12 protein-coding genes and 1 tRNA gene are annotated in these 14,825 nt (G+C 68.9%); 3 read left to right on the plus strand and 10 right to left on the minus strand.

The window, feature by feature from the left end; translation table 11 throughout:
- Positions 1–79: 79 nt before the first annotated feature.
- From pknB to OG798_RS27795, 7 genes are all read right to left on the minus strand, one after another.
- A complete protein-coding gene (gene pknB / locus OG798_RS27765) occupies positions 80–2,083 on the minus strand; it encodes a Stk1 family PASTA domain-containing Ser/Thr kinase (protein ID WP_121415598.1) in 2,004 nt (667 codons plus the stop codon).
- Positions 2,084–2,253: 170 nt separating this feature from the next.
- Positions 2,254–3,738, minus strand: coding sequence for a peptidoglycan D,D-transpeptidase FtsI family protein (locus OG798_RS27770; RefSeq protein WP_097225356.1), 1,485 nt, complete (start codon positions 3,736–3,738; stop codon positions 2,254–2,256).
- Positions 3,735–5,183 (minus strand): FtsW/RodA/SpoVE family cell cycle protein, encoded by a 1,449-nt coding sequence (locus tag OG798_RS27775; RefSeq protein ID WP_095853670.1) that lies wholly within the window; start codon positions 5,181–5,183, stop codon positions 3,735–3,737. Before OG798_RS27775 ends, OG798_RS27770 begins: the two co-directional genes overlap by 4 nt.
- A 26-nt stretch (positions 5,184–5,209) precedes the next feature.
- Positions 5,210–6,796: a Stp1/IreP family PP2C-type Ser/Thr phosphatase gene (locus tag OG798_RS27780; RefSeq protein ID WP_328760088.1), complete on the minus strand. Its 1,587-nt coding sequence runs from the start codon at positions 6,794–6,796 to the stop codon at positions 5,210–5,212.
- A gap of 90 nt (positions 6,797–6,886) precedes the next feature.
- Positions 6,887–7,417: an FHA domain-containing protein FhaB/FipA gene (locus tag OG798_RS27785; RefSeq protein ID WP_095853669.1), complete on the minus strand. Its 531-nt coding sequence runs from the start codon at positions 7,415–7,417 to the stop codon at positions 6,887–6,889.
- Positions 7,418–7,427: 10 nt separating this feature from the next.
- The gene (locus OG798_RS27790; protein WP_097225354.1) at positions 7,428–8,285 is read right to left on the minus strand and encodes an FhaA domain-containing protein; all 858 of its coding nucleotides are present in this window, start codon (positions 8,283–8,285) and stop codon (positions 7,428–7,430) included.
- Entirely contained in the window at positions 8,273–8,416 is a 144-nt protein-coding gene (locus OG798_RS27795; protein WP_179436504.1) for a hypothetical protein, read from the minus strand. The genes OG798_RS27790 and OG798_RS27795 overlap by 13 nt, the downstream gene beginning before the upstream one ends.
- A 367-nt stretch (positions 8,417–8,783) precedes the next feature.
- On the opposite strand from OG798_RS27795, the gene OG798_RS27800 reads away from it, so the two are divergent.
- Positions 8,784–8,870, plus strand: a tRNA-Leu gene (locus tag OG798_RS27800).
- 134 nt (positions 8,871–9,004) lie between these two features.
- Here OG798_RS27800 and OG798_RS27805 read toward each other — a convergent pair.
- Positions 9,005–10,210: a sensor histidine kinase gene (locus tag OG798_RS27805; RefSeq protein ID WP_267062335.1), complete on the minus strand. Its 1,206-nt coding sequence runs from the start codon at positions 10,208–10,210 to the stop codon at positions 9,005–9,007.
- Positions 10,211–10,521: 311 nt separating this feature from the next.
- Between OG798_RS27805 and OG798_RS27810 the strand changes: the two genes are divergently transcribed.
- Positions 10,522–11,127 (plus strand): TetR/AcrR family transcriptional regulator, encoded by a 606-nt coding sequence (locus OG798_RS27810; protein ID WP_328757867.1) that lies wholly within the window; start codon positions 10,522–10,524, stop codon positions 11,125–11,127.
- A gap of 453 nt (positions 11,128–11,580) precedes the next feature.
- Here the strand turns inward: OG798_RS27810 and OG798_RS27815 are convergent, their stop codons facing one another.
- Complete coding sequence (locus OG798_RS27815) at positions 11,581–12,201, minus strand: ScbR family autoregulator-binding transcription factor (RefSeq protein WP_054236402.1); 621 nt, start codon at positions 12,199–12,201, stop codon at positions 11,581–11,583.
- Between the two features lie 222 nt (positions 12,202–12,423).
- Entirely contained in the window at positions 12,424–13,218 is a 795-nt protein-coding gene (locus tag OG798_RS27820; RefSeq protein WP_095853665.1) for a response regulator transcription factor, read from the minus strand.
- A 474-nt stretch (positions 13,219–13,692) separates the two neighbouring features.
- Here OG798_RS27820 and OG798_RS27825 point away from each other — a divergent pair, with 474 nt between their 5' ends.
- A complete protein-coding gene (locus OG798_RS27825) occupies positions 13,693–14,787 on the plus strand; it encodes a ScbA/BarX family gamma-butyrolactone biosynthesis protein (RefSeq protein ID WP_328757868.1) in 1,095 nt (364 codons plus the stop codon).
- Positions 14,788–14,825: the final 38 nt, after the last annotated feature.

The following is a 14,825-nucleotide window of genomic DNA, read 5'->3' on the forward strand; positions in this document are numbered from 1 at the left end:
AACGCGAACGAACTGTGCCCCGCCCGGGAGGATTCCCGGGCGGGGCACAGTTCGTTCGACCGCTGTTCCAACCGCTGCGTCAGCCTCCGGTGAGACCGCCGAAGCCGTTGCCGCCGTTGTTGTTGCCGCCGTTGTTGCCGAAGCTTTGGGTGGTGAGGGTGATCGTCGTGGCGTTCGGGTCTGCCTGCGTTCCCGCCGCAGGGTCCTGGTTGATGACGAACGCGTTGTCGCTCGAATCGCTGCCGTCGGCGAACTGGATGTTGTTGAAGCCGTTCTGCTGCAGGATCTGCTTGGCCTGCTGGACGGTCTTGCCGAAGACGCTCGGGACCTGCTTCTGCTGGGCCTGCGCCTTGCCGATCTGGATGTTCACGCTGGAGTTCTTGTCGGCCGAGCTGCCGATCGCCGGAACGGTCGAGACGACCTTGCCGGCCTGGTTCGGGTCGGCCACGTCGATCTCGGTGCAGTTGCCGACCAGGTTGTTGGCCGTCATCGCGGCCTTGGCCTCGTCACACGACTTGCCGGTGACGTCCGGGACCGTGGCCTTCTCGGCGGCCTTGGCGATGGTGAGGGTGATCGTCGATCCCTTCTCCACCTCCTTGCCGAGCGGCAGGGACTGCTCCAGGACGGTGTCCGGGGTCTCCGTGGATTCCTGGGCCTTCGTCTTGACCTCGAACTGGTAGCCGTCGCCCTGGAGGATCGTCTTGGCGTCGTCCAGGCTCTTGCCGAGGACACTGGGCACCGCGACCTTGGGCGCTCCCGTGGACACCACCAGGCTGATGGTGTCGCCCTTGGTGGCCTTCACGCCCGCCTTGGGGTCCTGGTCGCAGACGTTGCCCGTCTTCTCGTTCTCGCAGGGTTTCTTGGTGATCGAAACCTTCAGCTCGGCGTTGGTGGCCAGCTGGGTGGCTTCCTTCTGCGACTGGCTGACGAGGTTGGGCACGGTGACGCTGTTGTTGCTCACCCCGCCGCCCCCGAACATCCACTTCCCGATCAGGATCGCGCCGACCAGGACCAGCACACCCGCCACGACCAGCAAGATCGTCGAGGTGTTCGACTTCTTCTGCTGGCGGCGGCGGGCCGGGCGGTCGTCGTAGTTGTTGTAGCCGTAGCCGCCCTCGTCCGGGTTCATCGGGGGCAGCATGGACGTGGCCTGGGCGTCCGAGGAGCGCAGTGCCGTGGTGGCCTGGTCGTCCGGGTAGCCGCCGTAGCCCACGGAGCCCATGGCGGCCGTGGCGGCGACGGGCTGGCCGTCGAGGCAGGCCTCGATGTCCTGGCGCATCTCGTCGGCGGACTGATAGCGGTAGTCCGGGTCCTTGACCAGTGCCTTCAGGACGATCGCGTCCATCTCGGGCGTGATCTCGGGATCGAAGACCGATGGCGGCTGCGGCTCCTCGCGTACGTGCTGGTACGCCACCGCGACCGGGGAGTCGCCCACGAACGGCGGACGCACGGTCAACAGCTCGTAGAGGAGGCAGCCGGTCGAGTAGAGGTCCGAGCGCGCGTCGACCTGCTCGCCCTTCGCCTGCTCCGGGGAGAGGTACTGGGCGGTGCCGATGACCGCGGCGGTCTGCGTCATCGTCATGCCGGAGTCACCCATGGCGCGGGCGATACCGAAGTCCATGACCTTGACCTGGCCGTTGCGCGTCAGCATGACGTTCGCCGGCTTGATGTCGCGGTGGACGATTCCGGCGCGGTGCGAGTACTCGAGGGCCTGGAGGATGCCGATGGTCATCTCCATGGACCGCTCGGGGAGCAGTCTGCGGCCCGAGTGCAGCAGCTCGCGCAGCGTGGACCCGTCGACGTACTCCATCACGATGTACGGGATGGAGATGCCCTCGATGTAGTCCTCACCCGTGTCGTACACGGCGACGATCGCGGGATGGTTGAGCGAGGCGGCCGACTGGGCCTCCCGGCGGAACCGGGCCTGGAACGACGGATCGCGTGCGAGGTCGGCTCGCAGCGTCTTCACCGCCACGGTGCGGCCGAGCCGGGTGTCATGGGCGAGATGTACCTCCGCCATGCCACCACGACCGAGCACCTGGCCCAGCTCGTACCGGCCGCCGAGGCGACGCGGCTCTTCCATAGCTACCTACCAGCCCTCTCCGTCGGTCCCGACCGCACACTTGTGTGGTCCGGCGGTGTGCCGTCCGGGCATACCGTACCCGGCTCGGCTTCTGTGACCTGGCCAAGCCCGTCACCCGATACAGGACCGGTATCGCAACGTGCACCGATGTGAAGGGGACGTGACAGGGGTCACTTCTTGCTGTCGATGACTGCCTTCATCACGCTCCTCGCGATGGGGGCGGCGAGACCACCACCGGAGATGTCGTCCCGGTTGGCGCTCTCGTCCTCGACCACCACGGCGACGGCGACCGGAGAGCTGCCGTCGGCGAGCTTCGCGTACGAGATGAACCAGGCATAGGGGTTCTCGCTGTTGGCGACGCCGTGCTGGGCGGTGCCGGTCTTGCCACCGACGGTGACGCCGGGGATCTGCGCCTTGGTACCCGTGCCCTCCTTGACGACCGTCTCCATCATCGACTGCAGGATCTGGGCGTTGTCCTTCGAGAGCGGCTCGCTCATCTTCTGCGGCTCGGTCTGCGAGATGACGTCCAGGCTCGGGGCCTGCAGCTTGTCGACCATGTACGGCTTCATCAGGGTGCCGTCATTGGCGACGGCGGAGGCCACCATGGCCATCTGCAGCGGGGTCGCGGCGGTCTCGAACTGGCCGATGGAGCTGAGCGCGGTCTGCGGCTTGTCCATCGACTTGGGGAAGACGGAGGCGTTCGAGCGGACCGGCGTGAATTGCTCGGCGTTGAAGCCGAACTTCTCGGCCTCCGACAGCATCTTGTCCTTGCCGAGGTCGGCGCCGATCTTGCCGAAGACGGTGTTGCAGGAGTAGCGGAGCGCGATGCGCATGCTCGCGTCCTTGCAGGGGATGCTGCCCTCGTTCTTCAGCTCGGTCTTGGTGTTCGGCAGGGTGTACGGCAGCGGCGAGTTCGTCTTCTGGTCCGCGGACGTGTACAGCCCGTTCTGCAGCGCCGCGGCCGCGGTGACCACCTTGAAGGTGGAGCCGGGCGGGTAGGTCTCGCGCAGCGCCCGGTTGAGCGTCGGGTCGTCGGGGTTGTTCTTCTTCTGCAGCTTCGTCCACGCCTTGCTGTCGACGCTCGACGAGTTCCCGGCGAAGGTCGACGGGTCGTACGACGGGGTGGAGGCGAGGGCGAGGATCGCGCCGGTCTCCGGGTCGATCGCGGCGACGGCGCCCTTGCCCTGCTTCAGCAGGCCCTGGTACGCGGCCTTCTGCGCGGCGGCGTTGAGGGTGGTGACGACGTTGCCGCCCTGCTTCTTCTTACCCGTGATCATGTCGAGGGTGTTGCGGAAGAAGAGCCGGTCGTCGTTGCCGGTGAGGATGCCGTCTTCGATGCTCTCCAGCTGGGTGGCGCCGAAGGCCTGGGAGGCGTACCCGGTGACGGGGGCCCACATCGCGCCGTCCTTGTAGGTGCGCTTGTACTCGAAGTCGTTGATGCCGCTCTTCGCCGACTTGGTGGCTCCGGTGATCGGGTTGCCGTCGACGATGATGTCGCCGCGCGGGGTGGCGTACCGCTCGATGGCGACGCGGCGGTTGAGCGTGTCGGTCCGCAGGCTGTCGGCCTGGACGTACTGGATGTAGTTGTCGCGGATGAGCAGGGCGAGGACGAGGAGTCCGCAGAAGATCGCGATCCGGCGCAGGGGCTTGTTCACGGGCGGACCACCTGGGTCATCTCGGCGTCGGGGCTGGGTGCGGGTGCGGGGGCCGGGCGGCGGGCGGTGTCGCTGATTCTGATGAGGATGCCCATCAGCGCCCAGTTGGCGATGACGGAGGAGCCTCCGTAGGCCACGAACGGCATCGTCATACCGGTGAGGGGGATCAGGCCCATGACGCCGCCCGCGACGACGAAGACCTGGAGCGCGAAGCCGCCGGAGAGACCGACGGCGAGGAGCTTGCCGAACGGGTCGCGGGCCGCGAGCGCCGTACGGATGCCGCGCTCCACGATCAGGCCGTAGATGACCAGGATCGCCATGATCCCCGCCAGGCCCAGTTCCTCGCCGAAGCTGGCGAGGATGAAGTCGGAGTTGGCGGCGAACCGGATGAGTTCGGAGTGGCCCTGTCCCCATCCGGTGCCGAGCGTGCCGCCGGAGCCGAAGGCCCACAGGGCCTGCATGGCCTGCTCGGAGTGGAGGATGCCGTCGTGGGTTCCGGCCTGGCTGAGCTTGTACTCGTGCAGCGGGTTGAGCCAGGCCTGGACACGCGTCTGGATGTGCGGTTCGAAGCTCGCCACGCCCACGGCGCCGACCGCCGACATCAGCAGACCGAAGACGATCCAGCTGGTCCGCTCCGTGGCGACGTACAGCATGATCACGAACATGCCGAAGAACAGCAGCGAGGTACCGAGGTCGGTCTCGAAGACCAGGATCAGGATGGAGACGAACCAGACGACCAGGATCGGGCCGAGGTCGCGGCCGCGCGGCAGGTAGAGGCCCATGAAACGGCGGCTGGCGAGGGCCAGCGCGTCGCGCTTCACCATGAGGTAGCCGGCGAAGAAGACCGCGAGGATGATCTTCGCGAACTCACCGGGCTGGAGGGTGCCAAGACCGGGGATCGAGATCCAGATCTTGGCGCCGTAGATGTTGGCGCCGAGACCGGGGACCAGCGGCAGCAGGAGCAGGATCAGCGCGCCGAACATGGAGATGTAGGTGTAGCGCTGCAGGACGCGGTGGTCCTTCAGGAAGATCAGCACGGCGACGAACAGACCGATGCCCAGCGCGGTGTACATCAGCTGGCGGGGCGCCGCCTGGGCGAAGTTGGGCAGCGACTGGAGCAGCTTGGACTGGTCGAGGCGCCAGATCATCACCAGGCCGAGGCCGTTGAGCAGCGTCGCCAGCGGCAGCAGCAGCGGGTCGGCGTACGGCGCGAACTTGCGGACGCCGAGATGCGCGACGCCCGCGATCAGGCCGAGGCCGAGGCCGTAGCTCAGCAGGCCGGCCGGCACCTTCTCATCGATGGCCAGGCCCACGTTGGCGTACGCGAAGACCGGGATGAGAACGGCGAACACCAGCAGCGCCAACTCGGTGTTGCGGCGGCTCGGTGTGCCGATCGAACCGATGGTCGATGTGTGGTGCGTCGGCGTGTTCGTACTACTGCTCATGGTGTGACAGGGCCCCTCACGGCTTCTTACTGCTTACCGCACAGCGAGACCAGCTTCTGCTCCTCGTCGGAGAGGCTGGGGCCGGGTGTGGGAGTGGGTGCGGCGGATGTGGACGGTTTCGAAGACGGTGCCGAGCTCGATGGGTTCGGCGTCGCGGACGGGCTGGACGTGGCCTTGGACGTCAGAGAGGTGGATGTGGTTCCCGTGGTTCCACCTGCCTGGCCCGTGCCGGTCTTCGCGTTGTTCTGGCTGTCGACGGTGCGGCGCTCGGCGTCCTTCTTGCACGCGGAGGCCTGTGTGGCGAGCTCGCTGATCTTCTTCTGGGCGTTCTGGAGGCCGCCCTCCGCGATCGTCGCCTTGACCTGCTTCTGCTGGTACGGCGGCAGGTACTTGAGTTCGATCTCGGGGTGATCCTTCTCCACCTTCGAGAGCGAGACCCAGGCCAGGTCCTGGCTGATCCCGCGGTACAGCGCGACGTGCTCGTCCTGGGTGCCGACGTAGTACTGCGTCTGCGTCCACCGGTAGCCGCCGTACAGACCGCCGCCGATGACGGCGAGGGCCAGCGTGGTGTAAAGGGATCTCTTCAGCCACTTGCGTCCGGCGCTCGGCTTGACGAAGTCCTCGTCGGAGTAGTCGCCGTAGCCGCCCGTCGAGACGTAACCGGTGGTGTCGCCACTGCCGGGCGGGCCGAACTCGCCGCCACCGCCCTGTCCGGGCACCGGACGGCCGAGGCTGGAGGCGCGGCCCGCGGGGGTCTGCATGGCGCCGTTGTCGTGCAGCTGGTGCTGGTGCTGGTTCTCGGCGACCGCGCCGACCACGACCGGGGTGTCGGAGAGCTGTGCGGCGAGGGTGTCGCCGGAGTCGATGTCGAGGACGTCGGCGACGATGACGGTGATGTTGTCGGGGCCGCCGCCGCGCAGCGCGAGCTCGATGAGGTTCTGGACGGTCTCCTGCGGGCCCTGGTAGCTGGCGAGCGTGTCCTCCATCGTCTGATGGGAGACGACGCCGGACAGGCCGTCGGAGCAGATCAAGTAGCGGTCGCCGGCGCGGACTTCGCGGATGGAGAGGTCCGGCTCGACGTGGTCGCCGCTGCCCAGCGCGCGCATCAGGAGGGAGCGCTGCGGGTGGGTGGTGGCTTCCTCTTCGGTGATGCGGCCCTCGTCGACGAGGCGCTGCACCCACGTGTGGTCCTGGGTGATCTGCGTGAGGACGCCGTCACGCAGGAGGTACGCGCGCGAGTCGCCGACGTGCACGAGGCCGAGGCGCTGACCGGTCCACAGGAGTGCGGTGAGGGTGGTCCCCATGCCCTCCAGCTGGGGGTCCTCCTCGACCATCATCCGCAGCTGATCGTTGGCACGCTGCACGGCGGTGCCCAGCGAGGTGAGGATGTCGGAGCCCGGGACGTCGTCGTCGAGCGCGACGATGGTGGAGATCACCTCGGAGGAGGCGACCTCACCGGCGGCCTGGCCGCCCATGCCGTCGGCGATCGCGAGTAGGCGGGGACCGGCGTAACCGGAGTCCTCGTTGCCCTCGCGGATCATGCCTTTGTGCGATCCGGCGGCGAAGCGCAGTGACAGACTCATGCGCACCTCGCCCGTCGGCTCCGGGTACATCCGCACGGTGCCCACCCTCCGGTCGGGAGCGCGCCGCGGTCCGTCGTGTGGACCGCTGCTGCGTGCTCGCTCCGCTCGCTCATTGTCGTACTACTTCCGCAGCTCGATGACGGTCTTGCCGATGCGGATCGGCGCGCCCAGCGGAACGGGCGTGGGAGTCGTCAGTCGGCTCCGGTCGAGATACGTGCCATTGGTGGAGCCGAGGTCCTCGACGATCCACTGGCCGTCCCGGTCCGGGTAGATCCTGGCATGGCGGCTGGACGCGTAGTCGTCGTCCAGCACGATGGTGCTGTCGTGCGCGCGGCCCAGGGTGATGGTCTGCCCCTGCAGCGCGACGGTCGTTCCCGTGAGAGTGCCCTCGGAGACGACCAGCTTGGTGGGGGCGCCGCGGCGCTGTCGGCCACCGCCGCCGCTCGGCGGCGCCGCCTGCTGCTGGCGCTGCGGAGGTGGTGTGGTTTGGCGCGCGGCCTGCTGCGGCCTGGAGGCGTCCCTGCGCGAGCCGCGCTGTGTGACGCGCGTTCCGAACAGGTCGCTGCGGATGACCTGCACGGCCACGATCACGAACAGCCACAGTACGGCCAGGAAACCCAGCCGCATGACCGTGAGGGTCAGCTCTGACATTGCCCCCGCTTCACCCTTCGGCTTGCCGGTAAATGATGGTGGTGCTGCCCACGACGATCCGCGAGCCGTCGCGGAGCGTAGCGCGGGTGGTGTGCTGCCCGTCCACCACGATGCCGTTGGTGGACCCGAGATCCTGGATCGTCGAGGGCGTTCCGGTCCGGATCTCACAGTGCCGGCGCGATACGCCGGGGTCGTCGATCCGCACGTCGGCTTCGGTGCTGCGACCCAGCACCAGCGTCGGGCGGGAGATCTGATGGCGGGCGCCATTGACCTCGATCCAGTGCCGCATGCGGCCGCCGGCTGCCGGGCCCGGAGCCGCGCCGGGCCGTGAGCCCATCGGCGAGGGGCCGGGGCGCACGCCGGGCGGCGGCGCGGACGGCATCGGGGGAGCGCCCGTGGGACCCGCGCTCGGTGCGGCTGCCGGATAGCCGTAGCCACCGGGTCGGCCGGGGGGCGGGCCCGCCGGGGCGCGCTCGGGTGCCTGCTGGTCGGTGGAGGAGGCGAGCGTACGGCTGCGCACCCGGTAGAGACCGGTGTCGAGGTCGTCCGCCTTCTCCAGGTGGACCTTGATGGGTCCCATGAAGGTGTAGCGCTGCTGCTTGGCGTAGTCGCGCACCATCCCGGCGAGCTCGTCGCCGAGCTGGCCGGAGTAGGGGCTGAGGCGCTCGAAGTCCGGCGTGCTCAGCTCCACGATGAAGTCGTTGGGTACGACGGTCCGGTCGCGGTTCCAGATCGTGGCGTTGTTGTCGCACTCGCGCTGCAGTGCTCCGGCGATCTCCACGGGCTGGACCTCGGACTTGAACACCTTGGCGAAGGTGCCGTTGACCAGACCTTCGAGACGCTGCTCGAACTTCTTCAGGACTCCCATGGGGCACCTCCTCCTTCGTGACCGTCCTGGTTCTGCCTGCTGTCCATGTCGTACTGCGTACGGCCCACCGTGTCCCACGGCCTGCCGTAGTCGTCCTGGTCCTGCTGGTACTGCTTACTGATCGTATCCACGCGTCGGGAAATCGGCTGGTTCCCCCTGTCGGCCCTGTCGACGGGTGTCGACGCCTTCCGAAGTCCCTTCCCGGAGTTCCCTCCGGGGCTCCTCTTCGAACACTTCCCGGCACTACTCCTGCCAAGGATCGTAGAGGCGACCCGAGACCAGTGTCCCGCACCTGACTGTGCACCCTGTCCTGCTCCTGGGGAGATGGCCTGGACCGGTACGAGGTTGATACGTGAACCGGTTAGGCCTGAGACGTGCGGTGCCGGCGGGGCCCGTGGCCGTGGAAAGGGATGTGATTCCACCCCGGACAGCGTGCTAATCTTCTGCATGTCGACAGGCGCTCGCACCACTTGGTGAGAGACCGAAGACACACCCAATGCGCGGGTGGCGGAATAGGCAGACGCGCTGGATTCAGGTTCCAGTGCCCGCAAGGGCGTGGGGGTTCAACTCCCCCCTCGCGCACCAGCGAAAAGGGCTCATCGTCAAGACGATGGGCCCTTTTCCATGTCTCCGGTACGGGTCCGGGGGCGAGCCGGGGTGGGGTTGGCCGGGGTGCCGGTCGGAGTGTGTTCTGTCTCTCAGTTTTCCTCGGGCGGGGCTCAGGGGTGTCTGCGCAGGGGCAGATGGATCTCCAGCAGGGTGCCGGTGGGGGTGCCCGGGGTGATGCCGGTCCGGCCGCCGAGGTCCTCGACGCGGTCGGTGAGGGAGCGCAGGGCCCGCGCGGAATCGGCGGAGCCGGCGGAGCCCGCCGCGGGGCCGTGGCCGTCGTCGGTCACCTTCGCGTACAGCCAGCGCCTGGTGATGCGTACGACGGTGTCCACGCGGCGCGCGCCCGAGCGGGCCAGGCGGTCGCGCAGGGCCTCGCGCAGAGCGAGGAAGGTCTCCTCCCGGTGCCGCTCGGAGAGGGTCCACTCGTCACCGATGACCTCGACGGAGGCCTGGACACGGCGGCCGTCGCGGGGACGGGGGCCCGCGAGGAAGGCCTCCAGGGCCTCGCGCAGGGGCGGCAGGTCGGCGCGGTGGCGCACGCCGTCGATGAGCGCCTGGTTCTCCCTGGCCGCGGCGGCCAGTGCGCTTTGGGCGGTGGCGAGGTGGGCCGCGACGACGCCGGGAGAGTCAGGCGTGGGTGAGCCGGTCCTGACGGGAGCGCAGGTCGCGGCGGCGTCGAGGCTGAGTCGGGCGAGGGACAGGGCGCCGCCCAGTTCGTCGTGCAGCTGCCGGGCCAGCCGGCGGCGCTCGCCGCGGCCGTCGTCGCCGGACCACATGCCCTCCCCTGCCTCCCGGACGACCTCGCCGAGGCGCCGGACGACCGCGACCGCGCGGGGCAGCGCGCTCTCGTGGTGCGCGATGCCGTTCTCCAGGACGTGCAGGAGGGCGCACTCGAGGAGCAGGGCGACCGCGGCGGCCACCTGGTGCGGGGAGGCGGCGGGCGGGGCGATGGGGATGGGTGCGGGGGTGGTGTCCGCGGCGCGGGCCAGGGCGGTGCGGGCGAACTCCGTCAGCGTGGTGAGCAGGGTGGGCACTTCCGCCTCGGCGGGGGCGAGTGCGGTGGGGAGGCGGGCGGCGAAGCGGTCCAGGACGGCGCCGGTCTCCCAGGACCCCAGGGTGGTGGTGGACGACATGAGGGGGGAGTGGCCCGGGCGGGACGACATCCGGGCCGCCGCGCGGACCAGGCCCTCGTGCAGGGCTTCGCCGAATCCACTGCCGACCAGGGGGATGGCCGCGGTGACAGCGGAGACCGGGCTGGTCGGTGAGGTCGGCGCTGTCGTGGAGGTGGGCGCGGTGGGGGCGGTCGTGCTGCTCATCGGACTCCTCGACGCTCGGGTGACGCTTGGGTGCCGGGGCAACGTGGCCATCGCCAACGTAACAAACAGACTTGTCTGATTGTCAAGAGTGGACGGGCGTTCCGGATGGGGTGTGGTCACGGGATCGCCCGGCCGTCAAGAGTCCGTCCATGGGTAAGAGCTGCAGGATTTATGGGGATTGAATGGAGGTCCGGGTTCACGGGGCTGTCGACTAAAACAGGCATGGTTGTATGATTCCGGTTGTTGCTGGCGCCTTCGGGGCACCCGCGCGCTCCTTCATGCCAAGAGCAGGAATAGGCAGGTGCAGCCTGATGCAGACCCGGTCCGAACAGACCCGTCAGGCTCTCGTCCGTGCCGCGGCGGAACTGATAGCGAACGGCCGGCTCTCCGATGCGGGACTGGTCAACATCTGTCGCCGGGCCGGGGTGAGCCGGGGGGCTCTCTATCACCACTTCTCCTCCACCGCGGAGTTGACGGCCGCGGTGTACGAGCAGGCGCACGAGCGGGTCGTCGCGCTGATGGACGAGGCCTTCGAGGGGCCCGTGGAGGATGCCCCGGAGCGCCTCCTGGTCGCCCTGTGCGAGGCGTTGCGTACGGAGGAACTGGTCCGGGCCGGCATACAGCTGGCGGTGGACGGGTCGGCGGACCCGCCTCGGTTGCGTGACGACGTACTGGCATTGGTGCGCAGGCGCGTGGTCGACGCGCACCGGGACGTCGTGCCGGCGCCGGAGGATCTGGCCGACCTGGCGGTGGTGGTGGCCGCGGGGCTGGAGTCGCTCGGGCACACGGACGCGGAGTGGTGGGACCCCAAGACGTCCAAGCGGTTGTGGGTGTTGCTGCGCCCGTTGTTCTCGTTGGCCGGGGAGGGGCTGGCGGGAGAGGAACGACGGGTGGGGAGCGGGTCCGAGGCGGGCTGAGTTCGGCAGCGGGGGTGAGGGCGGGCCTCCGCGGTCTCCTCAAGGTCCCGCGTCCTGGGCGGAGTTGGCCTGAGGGCCGGTGCGCGGAACTCGGCAGGGCTTGGGTACGCGGCCCAGGACCCGGGGGACACCGGCCCCGTCCGGCAGGCGGGAGAGGGCTGGAGCCCGGGTGTGGGTGGAGCCCTCGGTGTCCAGAGGTCGGTTGCGGGGCGGTGCCTGTGAACGGGACGGCATGAGAAGGGGACCCGTGGCATGTGAAGGGGCCCCGTGGTGGGGGGCTTGGCCCGGGTGAGGTGTCGGGCTCGGGTCCGTCACGGGTGAGGCGGCCCCGCCCGGGAGTTCGCGTTCGGGGCGCCGTGTGTTGTTCGGCAGGCGGTGCGGGGCGCGGTGCAGGGTGGGGGCAGGGCGCGGGGCTCGGTTGTGGGACTCGGGTGTGAAGGTGCCGGGCGGGGGTCAGGCCGTCTCGCGGGCCGGCGGCGGGATGGTGCGGAGGCGGCCGAGCATGCCGGGCGTGGCCAGGCCGGGCAGCATGAAGCGCCAGAACGCACCGATGCGTTCCGGCAGGTCCTCGCGGTTGCTGTAGACCTGGGACATCAACTGCAGGCCGGTGAAGGCGCCGACGATGGTCGACGTGGCTTCCTGGATGTCCACGCCCGGCAGGATCTCGCCCTGCTCCTCGGCCTGCCGCAGCAGAGCGAGTATGGCGGCGCCGGACTGCTCGTACGCCGTCTGCGGCGGCCGCGAGAACGACGTCTGCTCGACGGCGAGCCGCACGCTGGCCCGTAGCACCGGATCGCGCTGGAGACGCTGGGCGAACTCCAGGGTGAGGTCGATGACGGCCTGGAGCTTCACCGCCTGGTCCGGCACCACCAGCGCCTCGCTGTGCGCGGTCACGAGGGCCACGGCGATCGCTTCCTTGGAGGGGAAGTGGTGGTAAAGCGCTCCTCGAGTGAGGCCCGTCCGGGCCAGGATGTCGTTGGTGCTCGCCGCGTCGTAGCCGCGCTCGTCGAACACGCGGGCCGCGGACTCCAGGATCGAGTGCCTCGACCTCGTCCCGCGCTCTTGTGTGGCCATACCAGGTCCTTGCTCTCGCCCACTGGAATTTTACCGACTGGTCTGTATTGTATCGGCAAGGCGGCACGCCGCCAGTACGCGGGAGTATTTGCTTCCGGTTTGGCTCGATTTTCGGTCGGTCCTCGGCCGTTCACCGAGTGCTTCTCAAGCGGACCTCGAGTGGTCTTCAAGTGGCCCCTCAAGCGGCTTTTGCGTGGTCTTCATACGGCCTGCGGGTGCCGCTCAGGGGTGGCCGAGCCGAAAACCGACACCGCGTACGGTGATGATCCAACTGCTCGAACCGAGCTTGCCGCGCAGGCTGCTGACGTGGGTGTCGATGGTGCGCCCGCGGTGGGACCAGGTGTCGTCCCAGACCTGCGCCATGAGCTGGCGTCGCGGCATGACGGTGCCGGGCTGCGAGGCCAGTAAGTGCAGCAGGTCGAACTCCTTGCGGGTCAGGTCCACCGGCTTCCCGTGCAGCGTGGCCACCCGGGTGCCGACGTCGATGCGCAGCGGCCCGTGGGTGATGACCTGGGCGGCGGCGGGCTGTTGACGCACCCGGCGCATCACCGCCTCCATCCGGGCCAGCAACTCGCGGAAGCCGTACGGCTTGACCAGGTAGTCGTCCGAGCCGGCCTGCAGTCCGAGCACCCTGTCGAGCTCGGAGCCGCGCGCGGTGACGGCGATGACCGGGGTGTCGCAGACCGCTCGGATGCCCCGGCACACCTCGAGCCCGTCCAGGTCGGGCAGGTCCAGGTCGAGCAGGAGGAGATCGGCATCGCGGTGCGCCTGGAGCGCCTTGGTGCCGGTGGCCACGCTCTGCGCGGCGTACCCCTGCCGCAGCAGGCCCTGGACGAGGGAGTCGGCGGCCCTGACGTCGTTTTCTACGACCAGGACGCGCAGTGCGCCGGCCGGGGGGCCGGGGTGGTCGGCGGCCGTCTGTGGGGCAACGGCCCGCCCGGGCTGGGGAATCGTGGGGCGGTGCGGAAGATTGCGCTGCGATCGGGCGTCGAGTAGATCCACGGCTTGCCGATTCATCTGCTCCTCCTGAGGCACAGTCTCGTCATCACGGAACGGACTGCTGAACTCTCACAATGAGGACGATAGCAAACAGACTTGTCTGATTGTCAACGCGTTCGAAATCCCCCGCGCGTCGGTCCGTACCTTTTCCAATCTACCCATGTTGACCTGCGTGTATGTGGAGAGACTCAACGCTTCAAGGTCATGTTTCCGGCAGGTTGCGGTCGGGGTGGACCTCCTTGTCCTGCGTGTGTCCTTGGCGCTAACCATGCAGGTCTGCACGGTTTGTAAGATCGGGCGTCCCCGGTGGCGCAATCGTGCTGTATCGGCCCGTAGCGGCGGCTCATCGCTCGAAGGATGCTAAAGCTTTACTTGAAAAACCGAACAGACATGTCTGTATCTTGTGTGGGCGAGAGAACGTCGGCCACGGGGGGTGGCTGCCGGCGGTACGGATTGCTGCCCCCTGCTCGGAAACAGACAGGAGTGCCGTACATGTCGTACACCACCTCCACCCGTGTGTCCGTCGAAGACGACGTCGCGACGGTGGGCACCAGCGCCTCACGAACCGCCTCACGACCCGCTGCCCGAACCGCTGTTCAACCCGCCGTTCAGACCTCTGCCCAGGCCTCTGCCCAAGCCTCCGTTCAGACCGCCACGCGAACTCTGACGCCGCGGCTGACCACGACGGTTCCGCGCGAGTACGTCCATCGCGCCGCCGTCTCGGAGGTGTTGCTGACCGGCTGGGAGGCCGCCGCCGAGCCAGCCGGACCCGACCCGGACGAATTCGCGGTCAGCGCCCAATGGCCGCGCAGCCACTCCTTCTTCACCCAGTCCGGCGGCTACCAGGACCCGATGCTCCTGATCGAGTCCGTCCGCCAGATCGGTTCCCTGCTCGCGCACGCGGAGTTCGGCGTCCCCTTCGGGCACCAGTTCCTGATGTGGGACATGTTCTTCAGCACCTCCCCCGAACTCCTCGTCGCGGACGCCGTCCCCACGGAGGTCGAACTGCGCACGGTCTGCCGCGACATCGTCCGCAGGGGCCGGGTGCTCGGCGGTATGCGCTACGACGTCACCGTGCTGCGCGACGGAAGGGCGCTGGCCACCGCCGGCGCCGCGTTCAGCTGCACCAGTCCCGCCGTCCACCGCAGGCTGCGCGCCGGCCGGCCCACCACCACCGACCGCGTCGTGCCGCCCGCGATCGACCCGGCCGCGGTGGGCCACGCCGACGACCGGCACGTGCTGCTCGCCGAGCCCGGATCGGCCTCCGGCAGCGGCGACCGCTGGGAACTGCGCGTCGACACCGCCCATCCCACCTTCTTCGACCACCCCGTCGATCACATACCGGGCATGGTCCTGCTGGAAGCCGCCCGGCAGGCCGGCCTCGTGTCGACCGGGATGCCGGACGCCCTCCTGCTGGGTCTCAAGAGCAACTTCGCGCGCTACGCCGAGTTCGACGCGCCCTGCTGGATCGAGCCGCAGGCCGAACCGCACGGTACGGAGGGCGGCGTACTGGTGCGGGTGCGCGGTACGCAGCACGCTGAGACCGTCTTCACCGCCGAGCTCGTCCTGAGCCCGCGCGGCCGCTGAGCCCGCGCATCCTCCGTACGCCTGGGAGATCGTCCCCA

The organism is Streptomyces sp. NBC_00271, assembly GCF_036178845.1.
Classification (GTDB): domain Bacteria; phylum Actinomycetota; class Actinomycetes; order Streptomycetales; family Streptomycetaceae; genus Streptomyces.

Bases quoted from the DNA above. Each gene is read 5' to 3' on its own strand.
- OG798_RS27810 (WP_328757867.1), top strand. From the start codon at position 10,522: ATGCAGACCCGGTCCGAACAGACCCGTCAGGCTCTCGTCCGTGCCGCG.
- OG798_RS27785 (WP_095853669.1), bottom strand. From the start codon at position 7,417: ATGTCAGAGCTGACCCTCACGGTCATGCGGCTGGGTTTCCTGGCCGTA.
- OG798_RS27805 (WP_267062335.1), bottom strand. From the start codon at position 10,210: ATGAGCAGCACGACCGCCCCCACCGCGCCCACCTCCACGACAGCGCCG.
- pknB (WP_121415598.1), bottom strand. From the start codon at position 2,083: ATGGAAGAGCCGCGTCGCCTCGGCGGCCGGTACGAGCTGGGCCAGGTG.
- OG798_RS27825 (WP_328757868.1), top strand. From the start codon at position 13,693: ATGTCGTACACCACCTCCACCCGTGTGTCCGTCGAAGACGACGTCGCG.
- OG798_RS27790 (WP_097225354.1), bottom strand. From the start codon at position 8,285: ATGGGAGTCCTGAAGAAGTTCGAGCAGCGTCTCGAAGGTCTGGTCAAC.
- OG798_RS27820 (WP_095853665.1), bottom strand. From the start codon at position 13,218: ATGAATCGGCAAGCCGTGGATCTACTCGACGCCCGATCGCAGCGCAAT.
- OG798_RS27815 (WP_054236402.1), bottom strand. From the start codon at position 12,201: ATGGCCACACAAGAGCGCGGGACGAGGTCGAGGCACTCGATCCTGGAG.
- OG798_RS27780 (WP_328760088.1), bottom strand. From the start codon at position 6,796: ATGTACCCGGAGCCGACGGGCGAGGTGCGCATGAGTCTGTCACTGCGC.
- OG798_RS27775 (WP_095853670.1), bottom strand. From the start codon at position 5,183: ATGAGCAGTAGTACGAACACGCCGACGCACCACACATCGACCATCGGT.